General features: G+C 70.2%; 6 protein-coding genes. 4 read left to right on the top strand and 2 right to left on the bottom strand.

The window, feature by feature from the left end; translation table 11 throughout:
• Window positions 1-4: 4 nt before the first annotated feature.
• Together OWM54_RS41185 and OWM54_RS41180 are read right to left on the bottom strand one after the other, a co-directional pair.
• Window positions 5-8086, bottom strand: a complete 8082-nt coding sequence (locus OWM54_RS41185) for a non-ribosomal peptide synthetase (RefSeq protein ID WP_267701216.1) — start codon at window positions 8084-8086, stop codon at window positions 5-7.
• A 326-nt stretch (window positions 8087-8412) separates the two neighbouring features.
• Window positions 8413-9216 carry a cyclic nucleotide-binding domain-containing protein gene (locus OWM54_RS41180; RefSeq protein WP_267700867.1) on the bottom strand — a complete coding sequence of 268 codons (804 nt, stop codon included), beginning with the start codon at window positions 9214-9216 and terminating at the stop codon, window positions 8413-8415.
• 533 nt (window positions 9217-9749) lie between these two features.
• Between OWM54_RS41180 and OWM54_RS41175 the strand changes: the two genes are divergently transcribed.
• The 4 genes from OWM54_RS41175 (at window position 9750) to OWM54_RS41160 (ending at window position 14473) form a co-directional block, all read left to right on the top strand.
• Entirely contained in the window at window positions 9750-10523 is a 774-nt protein-coding gene (locus OWM54_RS41175; protein ID WP_223749095.1) for a 2,3-dihydro-2,3-dihydroxybenzoate dehydrogenase, read from the top strand.
• A 135-nt stretch (window positions 10524-10658) separates the two neighbouring features.
• Window positions 10659-11876, top strand: coding sequence for an isochorismate synthase DhbC (dhbC, locus tag OWM54_RS41170; RefSeq protein ID WP_223749096.1), 1218 nt, complete (start codon window positions 10659-10661; stop codon window positions 11874-11876).
• Window positions 11873-13504, top strand: a complete 1632-nt coding sequence (locus tag OWM54_RS41165; protein WP_267700866.1) for a (2,3-dihydroxybenzoyl)adenylate synthase — start codon at window positions 11873-11875, stop codon at window positions 13502-13504. The genes dhbC and OWM54_RS41165 overlap by 4 nt, the downstream gene beginning before the upstream one ends.
• A gap of 42 nt (window positions 13505-13546) precedes the next feature.
• Window positions 13547-14473, top strand: coding sequence for an isochorismatase family protein (locus OWM54_RS41160; RefSeq protein ID WP_223749098.1), 927 nt, complete (start codon window positions 13547-13549; stop codon window positions 14471-14473).
• Window positions 14474-14508: the final 35 nt, after the last annotated feature.

Raw genomic sequence — 14508 nt, 5'->3', positions numbered from 1 at the left:
CGGCTCACTCCTGCCCTTCGAATCCTGGGATGACCGCGTCGATTCCGACCCGCATGTCCGGCGTCGCCAGCGCCGCGTCGAGGAGCGCGGAGAAGGCGTCACACAGTCGTCGTGCGGTGTCGGGCTCGAACAGGTCGGTGTTGAACTCCAGCAGCCCGGAGAACCCGTCCTCCTGCTCCTGGAGCGAGAGCGTCAGCTCGTAGATGGAGGCACCGCGATCCGACGGCATCGGCATCAAGGTCAGCTCCGGCAGTTCCAGCGATTCTGCGGGAGTGTTCTGGAGCACGAACATCACCTGGAAGAGCGGCGCCCGGTTCTGCTGTCGCTGGGGGACGAGGGTGTCCACCACCTGGTCGATCGGCACCTCCTGGTGCGCGTAGGCGCCGAGGGTGACGTCGCGCACCCGGGCCAACAGCTGCCGGAAGGAGGGATTGCCGCGCACATCCACGTTCAGCGCGACGGTGTTGACGAACAGGCCGATGAGGGACTCCACCTCCGGGAGCGCGCGGTTCGCGATGGGAGAGCCGATGACCAGCTCCTCCTGTCGAGCCCGGCGGCAGAGCAAGGTGCCGAACAGGGACAGCAGCGCCATGAACGGCGTCACGCGCTCGCGCTGGCACAGCAGGTTGAGCGCGTCACTGCGCGCGCGCCCCAGCGACACGGGAATCCAGGTGCCGTTGAACGTGCGCGTGGGCGGACGGGGCTTGTCGAGAGGCAGCTCCAGCAGCTTCGGCGCCTTCGCCAGGGCGTTGCGCCAGTAGGACAGCCGGGACTCCAGCTCGACACCGGACAGCCAGCGGCGCTGCCAGGCCGCGTAGTCGGGGTATTGAATCACCAGCGGAGGCAGCGACGGCGCCGAGCCGCGCGCGAAGGCGGTGTAGAGGTGGACCACCTCGCGGGTGATGACGCTCTCGGACCAGCCATCCGAGAGGATGTGGTGCTTGCTGAAGATGAACAGGTACTCGTCGTCCGCCAGGCGGATCAGACCGCCGCGCACCAGGGGCCCCTGCGTGAGGTCGAAGGGCTTGCGCGCGTCCTCGGCGATGCGACGGAGGACTTCTTCTTCCCGGTCCTCGCGGGCCCGGAAGTCCTCCAGCGGCAGGTCGATTCGCAACGTCGCGGCGACCTTCTGGACGGGCTGACCGGCTTCCTCGGTGAAGGTGGTGCGCAGGGACTCGTGTCGGTCCACCAGGGCCTGGACCGCGGCCCGGAGCGCATCCGGATTCAGCGCGCCCTTGAAGCGGTACGCCGCGGGCTGGTTGTAGGCCGTGGACTGGGGGTTGGCCTTGAACAGCTTCCACAGGCGCTCCTGCGAATAGGACAGCGGCACCGGCTTGTCACGTGATGCGGGGACGATGGGAGGCAGGGTCGCCAGCGGCGCGCGCGGCGCGGCCTCGATGCGTCGGGCCAGCGCGGCCACGGACGGTGCCTCGAAGAGCGTCGTCAGGTGGATGTCCGCCTTGAGCCGATGGCGGATGCGCGCCACCACCTGTGTCGCCAGCAGCGAGTGACCGCCGAGGCTGAAGAAGCTGTCGGTGACGCTGACCCTCGGCAGCTTCAGCACCGACGCGAAGGCCTCCGCCAGCTGCGTCTCCAGCGTGTCCCTCGGCGCCACGAAGGGCGCCACGCCCCTCAGGCTCGCGAGGTCTGGCGCCGGCAGCTTCGCCCTCGCCACCTTCCCGCTCGGCGTCAGCGGCAGCGCATCCAGTCTCACCAGCGCCGGCGGCACCATGTACTCCGGCAGCTTGCGCCCCAGCGCCTCCTTCAGCCCCTCCGGCTCCCACGCCGCCCCCGCCCTCGGCACCACGTACCCCACCAGCCTCCTGTCCCCCGGCGTCTCCTCGTGCACCCCCACCGCCGCGTCCTTCACCCCCTCCAACTCCCTCAGCGCCGCCTCCACCTCCGCCAACTCAATCCGGTAGCCGCGCACCTTCACCTGCGCGTCCAGTCGCCCCAGGAACTCCACCACCCCGTCGCTCCTCCACCTCGCCCTGTCCCCCGTCCGGTACAGCCTCGCCCCCACCTCCCTCGCGTACCCGTCCGGCACGAAGCGCTTCGCCGTCAGCTCCGCCCTCTCGTGGTACCCCTGCGCCAGCTGCGCCCCTCCAATGTGCAGCTCTCCGGCCACCCCCACCGGACACAGCCGCCCCTTCTCATCCAGCACCAGCAGCTTCGTGTCCGGCAGCGGCACTCCAATCGGCGGCAGCCTCGGCCAGCTTCCCGCCGGCCCCTTCAGCCGGTACGCACTCACCACGTGCGTCTCCGACGGGCCGTACTGGTTCTCCAGCACGCACCCCGGCAGCTTCTCGAAGAGGGCCACCACCGCCGGCGTCACCTGCAGCTGCTCTCCCGCCGTCACCACCTCTCGCAGCGACTCCGGCACCCTCGCCCCGTGCGCCACCGCGTCCGCCAGCGCCTGCAGCGCCACGAAGGGCACGAAGAGTCTCTCCACCCGCTGGCTCGCCATGAAGTCCAGCAGCGCAGGCACGTCCTGCCTCAGCGCCGCGGGCGGCACCACCAGCGTCCCTCCCGCGCTCCACGTCGCGAAAATCTCCTGGAATGACACGTCGAAGCTCAGCGACGCGAACTGCAGCGTCCTCGCCTCCGCCTTCACCGAGTGCGCCTTCTGCCACAGCAGCAGGTTGCACAGCGCCGCGTGCGACAGCGCCACCCCCTTCGGCTTCCCCGTGCTCCCAGACGTGTACACCACGTAGCACGTGCCACCCGGTGGCACCGCCCTCGGCGGCGCAATCTCCGGCCTGCGCGCCACCTCCCCCGCCTCCTCGTCCACGCACAGCGCCCTCTTCTTCACCCCCTCCGGCAGCGCCCCCAGCTGACGCTTCGTCGTCAGCACTCGCGCCACTCCCGCATCCTCCACCATGTACCCCAGCCGCTCCGCCGGGTACTTCGCGTCCAGCGGCACGTACGCCGCCCCCGCCTTCAATATCCCCAACAGCCCCACCAGCTGCTCCAACGAGCGCTCCATGCACAACCCCACCCGCTCCCCCGCCCCCACTCCCAGCACCCCCAGGTGCCACGCCAGCTGATTCGCTCGACGCTCCAGCTCCGCGTACGTCAGCGACTCCCCTCCCCACACCACCGCCACCGCTTCCGGCGTCCGCCTCGCCTGCGCCTCCACCAGCTCGTGCGCGCAGACCTCCCAACGAGACCCCGTGCTCGTCGCGTTCCAGTCCTCCAGCACCAGACGGCGATCCGCGTCGGACACCAGCGGGAGCTCGGAGACGCGGTGGAGCGGATTGGCGACAGCGCCCTCGAGCAGTCGCTCCAGGTGCACGACGAATCGCTCGGCCGACGCGGGCTCGTACAAGTCCGTGCGGTACTCCAGCGTGCCCGTCAGGCCCGTGGGCGTCTCCCGGAGCATCAGCGTGAAGTCGAACTTGGACGTGCCGCTGTCCACGTCCATCGCCTCGAAGGAGAGCCCCGGCGTGGACAGCTCCATGGGCGGGGTGTTGAGCAACACCATCGCCACCTGGAAGAACGGCGTGTGTCCGGGCTGTCGCTCCGGCTGGAGCACCTCGACCAGCTTCTCGAAGGGCACGTCCTGGTGCGAGTACGCGCCCAGCGTCGTCTCCCGCACCCGCCCCAGCAGCTCGCGGAACGTCGGGTCTCCGTCCAGCCTCGTGCGCAGCACCAGCGTGTTCACGAAGAAGCCGATCAACCCCTCTGTCTCCATCTGCTGGCGCCCGGCGATGGGAGCCCCCACGCAGATGTCGTCCTGTCCCGAGTAGCGCGCCAGCAGCGCCTGCAACCCCGCGAGCAGGCCCATGAACAGCGTCGCCCCTTCGCGCTGGCACAGGCTGACGAGGGAGCGGGTGAGCTCACGCGAGAGGTCCACCTTGAGCACCGCGCCCGGGTTGCGAGCCTCCACGGGGCGCGGCCGGTCCGTCGGCAGCTCCAACATGGCGGGGACCCCGTCGAGCTGTTTGCGCCACCACGTCAGCTGCCGCTCGAGCACGTCGCCCTGGAGCCACTCGCGCTGCTGGACAGCGTAGTCCGCGTACTGGATCGCCAACTCGGGCAAGGGGGACCGCCGGCCTTCACTGAAGGCCTCGTAGAGCGTGACCACCTCGCGGATGAGCACGGCGATGGACCACGCGTCCGCGATGATGTGATGCAGCGTCACGAGGAGCAGATGCTCACGCGCCCCCAACCGGAGCAGCGCCGTGCGCAGCAACGGCCCGCGTGTCAGGTCGAAGGGGCGACGGGCCTCGGCCCACGCCCGGCGGTGTGCTTCAGTCTCTCGCTCCGACTCGGAGAGCGGGGCCAGGTCCTGCACCGAGAGCAGGATTCGCGGGGGCGCGCTCCGGGAGATGACCTGCATGGGCCTGCCCTCGCGCGACTGGAAGACGGTGCGCAGGGACTGGTGACGCCGCACCAGCTCCGTGAAGGCCTGCTCCAGCGCGGGCACATCCAGCGCGCCCTTGAGCCGCAGCGCCGCGGGGATGTTGTAGAGGGGACTGCCGGGCCTGTACTGGTCCAGGAACCACAGTCGCTGCTGGGCAAAAGAGAGCATCTCTTCCTCCGTGTCGCCCTGCTCGTTCTCGTTTCGGAATCTCGTCCGCGCCCGCATCGGCGTCGGTGCGCGGCTCTCCAGCGGAGGCATCTCGGCCTCGATGCGTCGGTCCAGCGCGGCCACGGACGGCGCCTCGAAGAGCATGCGCAACGGGAGCTCCCTGCGCAGGTGATGACGGATGCGAGCCATCGCCTGTGTCGCCAGCAGCGAGTGGCCGCCGAGGCTGAAGAAGCTATCGGTGACGCTGACCCTCGGCAGCTTCAGCACCGACGCGAAGGCCTCCGCCAGCTGCGTCTCCAGCGTGTCCCTCGGCGCCACGAAGGGCGCCACGCCCCTCAGGCTCGCGAGGTCTGGCGCCGGCAGCTTCGCCCTCGCCACCTTCCCGCTCGGCGTCAGCGGCAGCGCATCCAGTCTCACCAGCGCCGGCGGCACCATGTACTCCGGCAGCTTGCGCCCCAGCGCCTCCTTCAGCCCCTCCGGCTCCCACGCCGCCCCCGCCCTCGGCACCACGTACCCCACCAGCCTCCTGTCCCCCGGCGTCTCCTCGTGCACCCCCACCGCCGCGTCCTTCACCCCCTCCAACTCCCTCAGCGCCGCCTCCACCTCCGCCAACTCAATCCGGTAGCCGCGCACCTTCACCTGCGCGTCCAGTCGCCCCAGGAACTCCACCACCCCGTCGCTCCTCCACCTCGCCCTGTCTCCCGTCCGGTACAGCCTCGCCCCCACCTCCCTCGCGTACCCGTCCGGCACGAAGCGCTTCGCCGTCAGCTCCGCCCTCTCGTGGTACCCCTGCGCCAGCTGCGCCCCTCCAATGTGCAGCTCTCCGGCCACCCCCACCGGACACAGCCTCCCCTTCTCATCCAGCACCAGCAGCTTCGTGTCCGGCAGCGGCACCCCAATCGGCGGCAGCCTCGGCCAGCTCCCCGCCGGCCCCTTCAGCCGGTACGCACTCACCACGTGCGTCTCCGACGGGCCGTACTGGTTCTCCAGCACGCACCCCGGCAGCTTCTCGAAGAGGGCCACCACCGCCGGCGTCACCTGCAGCTGCTCTCCCGCCGTCACCACCTCTCGCAGCGACTCCGGCACCCTCGCCCCGTGCGCCACCGCGTCCGCCAGCGCCTGCAGCGCCACGAAGGGCACGAAGAGTCTCTCCACCCGCTGGCTCGCCATGAAGTCCAGCAGCGCAGGCACGTCCTGCCTCAGCGCCGCGGGCGGCACCACCAGCGTCCCTCCCGCGCTCCACGTCGCGAAAATCTCCTGGAATGACACGTCGAAGCTCAGCGACGCGAACTGCAGCGTCCTCGCCTCCGCCTTCACCGAGTGCGCCTTCTGCCACAGCAGCAGGTTGCACAGCGCCGCGTGCGACAGCGCCACCCCCTTCGGCTTCCCCGTGCTCCCAGACGTGTACACCACGTAGCACGTGCCACCCGGTGGCACCGCCCTCGGCGGCGCAATCTCCGGCCTGCGCGCCACCTCCCCCGCCTCCTCGTCCACGCACAGCGCCCTCTTCTTCACCCCCTCCGGCAGCGCCCCCAGCTGACGCTTCGTCGTCAGCACCCGCGCCACTCCCGCATCCTCCACCATGTACCCCAGCCGCTCCGCCGGGTACTTCGCGTCCAGCGGCACGTACGCCGCCCCCGCCTTCAATATCCCCAACAGCCCCACCAGCTGCTCCAACGAGCGCTCCATGCACAACCCCACCCGCTCCCCCGCCCCCACTCCCAGCACCCCCAGGTGCCACGCCAGCTGATTCGCTCGACGCTCCAGCTCCGCGTACGTCAGCGACTCCCCTCCCCACACCACCGCCACCGCTTCCGGCGTCCGCCTCGCCTGCGCCTCCACCAGCTCGTGCGCGCAGACCTCGACGCGAGTCTCCGACGGCGCGGGGTTCCAGCTCTCCAGCGCGAGCCGCCGGTCCGACTCCGTGAGGAGCGACAGTTCGGACAGCCGGACATCGGGCGCGAGCACCGCGCGCTCCAGCAACCGCTCCAGGTGCGCGACGAGGCGCTCGGCCGACGCGGGCTCGTACAAGTCCGTGCGGTACTCCAGCGTGCCCGTGAGCCCCGCGGGGGACTCACTCAACGTCAGCGTGAAGTCGAACTTCGACGTGCCACTGTCGACATCGAGCGGACGGAAGCGCAGCCCCGGGCTCTCGAGCGCCGCCATGGGCGTGTTGACCAGCACCAGCGCGACCTCGAAAAAGGGCGTCCGCTTCGGCTGTCGCTCCGGCTGGAGCACCTCGACCAGCTTCTCGAAGGGCACGTCCTGGTGCGAGTACGCACCCAGCGTCGTCTCCCGAACCCGCTTCAGGAGCTCACGGAACGTCGGCTCCCCCTCCAGCTTCGTGCGCAGCACCAGCGTGTTCACGAAGAAGCCGATCAACCCCTCCGTGTCCGCGGAGGTCCTCCCCGCCACGGGAGCCCCCACGCAGATGTCGTCCTGCCCCGAGTAGCGCGCCAGCAGCGCCTGCAGCCCCGCGAGCAGGCCCATGAACAGCGTCGCGCCCTCCTGTCGGCAGAAGCCGCGCAGCATCCGCACCAGCCCCACCGGCAGCGTCACCTTGATGACCGCGCCCGGGTTCGACGTGTCCTCGCCGCGAGGGTGGTCCGTCGGCAGCTCCAGCGAAGGAGGCGCTCCGTCCAACTGCTTGCGCCACCACTCGACCTGACGCTCCAGCGCCTCGCCACGCAGCCGGTCGCGCTGCCGCACCGCGTGGTCCACGTACTGGATGGGGAGCTCGGGCAACGGGGACGCGCGGCCCGCGCTGAAGGCCTCGTAGAGCGCCACCATCTCCCGGATGAGCACCGCGATGGACCACGCGTCCGAGACGATGTGATGCATCGTCACCACCACCAGGTGCTCGCTCTCCTGGAGCCGCAGCAAGCGCGCGCGCAACAGCGGCCCTCGCACCAGGTCGAACGGCTTGCGCGCCTCCTCGCGCACCGCGCGCAGCCCCAGCGCCTCGCGCTCCGACGCGGGCAGGTAGCGCAGGTCCTCCACCTCCAGCGCCATCGGCGCGTTGCCCGCGTGCGCCACCACCTGCAACGGCCGCCCATCCCGCGCCGGGAATACCGTGCGCAGCGACTGGTGCCGACACACCAGCTCCGTGAAGGCCCGCTCCAACGCGGCCACATCGAGCGTGCCCTCCAACCGGATGGCCGCCGGCAGATTGTAGAGCGCGCTGCCCGGCGCGTACTGGTCCAGGAACCACAGTCGCTGCTGCGCGAAGGACAACTCCGCCTGCCGCTCGCACGGCACCAGCGACGACGGCCGCTCCCGCGACGCGCGCACCGGCTCCAGCACCTCTCCGGGCCGCAGCGCCACCAACGCGTCGATGCGCCCCGCCAGCGCCTCCACCGTCCCCAGGTCGAACATCTCCTGGAGCGACACCTCCACGCGCATCACCGTCCGGATGCGTGACAACACCTGCGTCGCCAGCAACGAGTGGCCCCCCAGCTCGAAGAAGCCATCGAGCGCGCCCACTTGCTGAATGTTCAATACCTCACTCCAGATGAGCGCCACCGCGCGTTCGGTCTCGGTGCGGGGCTCCATCGCACGGGTGACGCTGCGCTCAACGCGGAGGTCCTGGGAGCGTGGCTGGGTCATGAGAGAGGGGCCTGGGAGGGGAGTCCAGGTAAAACATGTCTTACATACAAAACCGGTGTAATTGCACGCAGCCTCCCCACAAGGACGTGCGGTTCACACTTCCGAGCGTGGTGTGCGCGGGACCCGGGCTGAAGCGTTCGCGTCAGGGCACTCGGAAAATTGCCCCACACCTGGATACGCGACCCGTGCGGGCACGTCCGACGCGATGCGTGTGACGCGCCCGCACATGACTCGAGCGATCAACCAGGCTCAGCGCTGAACGGAGGCGCGCTTCACTCCGACGGGTTGACGATGACGTCCATCGTCCGGTGCATGCGCTCCAGCCCCAGGCTCACCAGCGCACGACGAATCTCCGCCTGTCCCCAGAAGAACTTGCGGAACACGTCACGGTCCAGGCGCAGCAACGTGCACGGCGTCAGCGTCTTCACCGTCGCCGTCGCGAGCCGTCCTCGCAGCAACGACACCTCGCCGAAGATGGCGCCCTCCCCCATGTCCGGATACGGGGTGACACGACCATCCGGGTGCGTGTGGAAGACAGCGCACCTGCCGCGCAGCAGGATGTAGAGCGCCTCGCCGGGGACGCCGCGCGTGAGCAGCGTCTCCCCCGCGCCGATGGAACAGGGCACCAGCGCGCTGCCCAATTGCGCCCACAGCTCCGGTGACAACCCGCGCAGCAGCGGGCTGCTCCGCAACGCATCTTCCAGCAACCGCTCGCGGCATCGCATCTCGACCACCGGCGCCTCCAGCCCGTGACGCGCGCCCATCAGCACCAGCCCCGTCCGGGTCAGCTCGCGTAGCACGGTGCGCTCCATCGTCACCACGCTCGCGGTCCGCGGACACTTCGTCATCAGCGCCAGCTCGCCGAAGAAGTGCCCCCCCGACAGCTGCCCCACCATGCGCGCCTCGGCGCCGGCGGGCTCCCGGTACACCCCCACCCGCCCCTCCAGGATGACGAACATCGACGAGCCCGGGTCTCCCTCGCGCACCACCACCCGCCCCGCCGGCAGGAACCGCGTCCACACGGGGAGTGGAGCCCGCCCCACCGGCTCCCGGTCTCTCGAAGGGATGGTCGGCACCGCCGGAGGCCCCTCTCCGTCATTCTCGGGGTTCCGAGAATCCGGAGACACGACTGGCAATGCGGTGGACCGGCTCATCGTCATGCCCCCCCTCGGACACAGAGTGGATACGTATGACAGACGTCTCCACCGTCCGGAATTGTCGTTGGGAAGAAAACTTCCTCCCAGCAGCCCGCCGGTACTACGGGATTCCCACATGCATTTCCCGCCCGCCGCGGGACGCCAACCCCCATCCCTTCCCTCGGGAGGACGGCCCGGCCGAGGCTTTGTTGGCGGTTGCCGCCGGGTCCTCGGGCGTCAAACGAAACAACGCGGGGATGACAGACACCACCGCCCCACGTCCCGGTGATGGAAGACAACCTCACACCGGAAGGCGCCCCGAAATACTCCGCAACCTTCGCGCACCGTGTCACCACCCTTGACACCTTCGTTTGCGCATGGCACTTAGACGTCCAATAACGATAATGAGAACCATTCTCATTATCCCACTTTCCGGACGGACCCTCGGGCCCAGGACGAAGGAGACGGACTCGATGGGAGACACACCGCGGGTGGCACTGGTGACGGGCGCGGCGCGGGGCATCGGCGCCGAGGTCGCGCGGGTGCTGGCCCCCGAGGCGACCATCGCCGCCCTCGACACGAACGCCGAGGGGCTGCTGGCGCTGGTGGCGGAGCTGCGAGCGCGGGGACAGAAGGCCAGCGCATGGCCGGTCAGCGTCAGTGACGCCGCGGCGGTGGAGACGGCGGTCGAGCGCATCGAGAAGGAGCTGGGCCCCATCCACATCCTGGTGAACGTGGCGGGCGTGCTGCGCATGTCCTCCATCGTGGACCTGAGCGACGAGGACTGGGCGACGACCTTCGGGGTGAACACGAACGGCGTGTTCCATGTCTCGCGCGCGGTGGCGCGTCGCATGGTCCCCCGGCGCGAGGGGGTCATCGTCACCGTGGCCTCCAACGCCTCCAGCACGCCCCGGCTGCGGATGGGCGCCTACGCCGCGTCCAAGGCCGCCTCCACCATGTTCACCAAGTGCCTGGGCCTGGAGCTGGCGCAATACGGCATCCGTTGCAACGTGGTGTCTCCGGGCTCCACGGACACCGACATGCAGCGGGGCATGTGGAAGGACGCCAACGGCGCCCAGGCCGTCATCGCCGGCTCCTCCGAGAGCTTCCGCGTCGGCATCCCGCTCAAGCGCATCGCCGACCCGCGAGACATCGCCCACGCGGTGCAGTTCCTGGTGTCGGACCGCGCGCGCCACATCACCCTGCACGACCTGTGTGTCGACGGCGGCGCCACCCTGGGCACCTGAGCACGTGCCCTCCCCCGCCGGGCACCCGTGGTTCTCTGTTCGACTTGTTACCTTTGTTTCACGATTGAAACAGTGGAAGGCCACGGAAGTCGCGTCCGATGCGCGCTCCGGGTCCTCCGCGACTGGAGGTTGGCTGTGAAGACGACCGAAGTGGCACCCCAGAAGCTGGCGGCGCAGTTGCTCGAGAGCTACGAGGCCGGCTCCTCCTTCTTCTTCGCCTCGCCACGCCGGACGTTGTTGGCGCGGGGCACCTTCGCCACGGTGCCGCACGTGGGCGGCCAGAGCTCGCTGGAGCGGCTGGGCGAGCGCGTGGCCAAGGTGCTGAGCGACGCGCGCCAGGCGGACCATGACATCCCGGTGGCGGTGGGCGCGGTGCCCTTCGTCGGCCGCGCGCCCGCGCAGCTCGTGGTGCCGATGACGCTCCAGCGCGCCGGCCCGCTCGTGTTCGACGACGTGGCCATGCCGCACCCCGTCCTCCCGCAAAGCTACACGGTGCGCCCGGTGCCGGAGCCCGCCGCGTACCTGGACGGCGTGGCCCAGGCGCTCAAGCTCATGCAGAGCGGCCCCCTGCGCAAGGTGGTGCTGTCGCGCTCGCTGCACCTGAGCGCCACCACGCCCATCGACCTGCAGCGGCTGTTGCACAACCTGGCCCGCCGCAACCCGTCCGGCTTCACCTTCGCCGTGGACCTGCCCGGCGCCAGCGCGGGCGAGGGCCGGCGCACGCTCATCGGCGCGAGCCCCGAGCTGCTCGTGTCTCGCAACGGGATGCAGGTGGTGGCCAACCCGCTGGCGGGCTCCGCCGCGCGCAGCCCGGACCCCGTCGAGGACCAGGCCCGGGCGGCCCGCCTCCTCGAGTCCCCCAAGGATCTGCATGAGCACGCGGTGGTCATCGACGCGGTGGCGGAGGCGATGCGTCCGTTCTGCAAGACGCTGGAGGTGCCGGCCCGGCCGTCGCTCGTCAGCACGCAGACGATGTGGCACCTGTCCAGCCGCATCGTCGGGGAGATCGCCGACCCGTCCATCTCCTCGCTGACGCTGGCGATGGCGCTGCACCCCACGCCGGCCGTGTGCGGCTTCCCCACGGAGCTGGCGCACGAGGCCATCGGCCACATCGAGCCGTTCGACCGGGGCTACTTCACGGGCACCGTGGGCTGGTGCGACGCCAACGGTGACGGGCAGTGGGCGGTGACCATCCGGTGCGCGGAGGCGGACGAGAGCTCGCTGCGGCTGTTCGCGGGCGCGGGCATCGTCGCGGGCTCCAAGCCGGAGTCGGAGCTGGCGGAGACCGAGGCCAAGTTCCGCACCATGCTCCAGGCCATGGGCCTGGGCCAGGGCGCCGAGGTGAAGCCATGAGCACGACCGCGTCCCGGCTCCCCGGCTGCCCCACCTGGCCGGAGGAATATGCCGCGCGCTACCGCTCCGCGGGCTACTGGCGCGGGGAGACCTTCGGCATGCTCCTGCGCGAGCGCGCCGAGCGCCACGGCGACCTCACCGCGCTGGTCTCCGGCGCCGAGCGGCTCACGTACCGGCAGCTCGACGCGCGCGTGGACCAGCTCGCCGCGGGCCTGCACGGCCTGGGCATCCGCGCGCAGGACCGGGTGGTGGTGCAGCTGCCCAACATCGCCGCGTTCTACGAGGTATGCTTCGCGCTGTTCCGGCTGGGCGCCCTGCCCGTCTTCGCCCTGCCCGCGCACCGCGGCTCGGAGATCGGCTACTTCTGCGAGTTCACCGAGGCGGTCGCCTACGTCATCGCGGACCGCCACGGCGGCTTCGACTACCGCAACCTCGCCTCCGCCGTGCAGGCGAAGACGCCCACGCTCAAGCACGTCCTCGTCGTGGGCGACGCGGGCCCCTTCACCTCGCTGGAGAGCCTGTACGCCGCTCAACCCGTGGCGCTGACCGAGCCCCGCCCCGACGACGTCGCCTTCTTCCAGCTGTCCGGCGGCAGCACGGGCGTGCCCAAGCTCATCCCGCGCACGCACGACGACTACATCTACAGCCTCCGGGCCAGCGCGGAGATCTGCCAGCTCGACACCTCCAGCGTGTACCTGTGCGCGCTGCCGGCGGCGCACAACTTCCCCATGAGCTCGCCGGGCGTGTTCGGCACGTTCTACGCGGGTGGCACCGCGGTGCTGGCCCTGCACCCCAGCCCCGACGTGGCCTTCCCCCTCATCGAGAAGGAGAAGGTCACCATCACCGCCCTGGTGCCGCCCCTGGCCATGGTGTGGATGGACTCGGCCAAGGCGCGCCGGCATGACCTGTCCAGCCTGCGCGTGCTCCAGGTGGGCGGCGCCAGGTTCAGCGCCGAGGCCGCCGCGCGCGTGAAGCCCACGCTGGGCTGCACCGTGCAGCAGGTCTTCGGCATGGCCGAGGGCCTGGTCAACTACACGCGCCTGGACGACTCCGAGGAGCGCATCGTCAACACCCAGGGCCGCCCCATCTGCGTGGACGACGAGCTTCGCATCGTCGACGAGGACGGGCAGGACGTCGCGGTGGGCGAGACGGGCCAGTTGCTCACGCGCGGGCCGTACACCATCCGCGGCTACTACAAGGCGGAGACGCATAACGCGCGCGCCTTCACCCCCGACGGCTTCTACTGCACCGGAGACCTGGTGCGCATGACGGCGGACGGCTACCTGGTGGTCGAGGGCCGCGCGAAGGATCAGATCAACCGGGGCGGTGACAAGGTGGCGGCCGAAGAGGTGGAGAACCACCTGCTGGCGCACCCCGCGGTCCACGACGCCGCCGTCGTGTCCATGCCGGATGCGTTCCTGGGCGAGCGCACCTGCGCGTTCGTCATCCCGCGCGGCACGCCGCCTCCGGCCACGTCGCTCACCGCGTTCCTGCGGGAGCGGGGCCTGGCGGCCTTCAAGATTCCGGACCGGGTCGAGTTCCTCGACGCGTTCCCCAAGACGGGTGTCGGCAAGGTCAGCAAGAAGGCGCTGCGCGAGAAGCTCAGTCAGCCCAACGCGCCCCGCTGAAGCCCACTCCCCCCACGTCCGCACCAGAAAGGCTCTTCCCCCATGGCGCTCCCCGCCATCTCCCCCTATCCGATGCCCGGCGCCGCCGACCTGCCCAAGAACAAGGTCGCCTGGAAGCTCGAGCCGAAGCGCGCGGTGCTGCTCATCCACGACATGCAGCACTACTTCGTGAACGCCTTCACGCCGGGCCAGTCGCCCGTGAAGGAGCTGGTCCCCAACATCCAGCGGCTGCGCCAGCACGCCCACTCGATGGGCATCCCCGTGGCGTACTCCGCGCAGCCGGGAGGCCAGACGCCGGAGCAGCGCGGGCTCCTGCTGGACTTCTGGGGGGGCGGCATCCCCGACGCCCCGGAGCAGAAGAAGATCATCGACGAGCTGACGCCCACCCACGTCGACCTCCAGCTCACCAAGTGGACCTACAGCGCGTTCCGCCGCACGGACCTGCTGAACACGATGCGCGCGCTCGGGAGGGATCAGCTCATCATCTGCGGCATCTACGCGCACATCGGCTGCCTGCAGACGGCCAGCGACGGCTTCATGAGCCACATCCAGCCCTTCCTCGTCGCGGACGCGCTGGGTGACTTCTCGCTCGACCACCACCACCTCGCGCTCAACTACGCCGCGAAGCTGTGCGCGGTCACCACCACCACGCAGCAGGTCCTGGAGATGCTGGGCGCGCCCGGGCCGACGACGCTCCCGCGCCTGACCCGGCAGCAGATTCGCGCGGAGGTCGCGGAGATGCTCCAGCAGTCGGTGCAGGAGGTGGATGAGGACGCGAACCTGCTCGAGCTCGGCCTGGACTCCATCCGCCTGATGAGCCTGGTGGAGCGCTGGAGGAGCTACGGCTTCGAGTCCTCCTTCGTGGAGCTGGCCGAACGCCCCACGCTGACCGAGTGGTACTCGATGCTCGGCGCCATGACGCTCCCGCTCCCGGACGCCAGCAGCGTCCAGGTGTCCGCCCGCTCGTAGTGCACCGCTGACGGAGCGAGGCCTCCCCCACCTCG

The organism is Myxococcus sp. MISCRS1, assembly GCF_026626605.1.
Lineage (GTDB): Bacteria > Myxococcota > Myxococcia > Myxococcales > Myxococcaceae > Myxococcus > Myxococcus fulvus.
The sequence above is the reverse complement of the archived record's forward strand: the minus strand, read 5'-3'. Positions and strand labels throughout refer to the sequence as shown.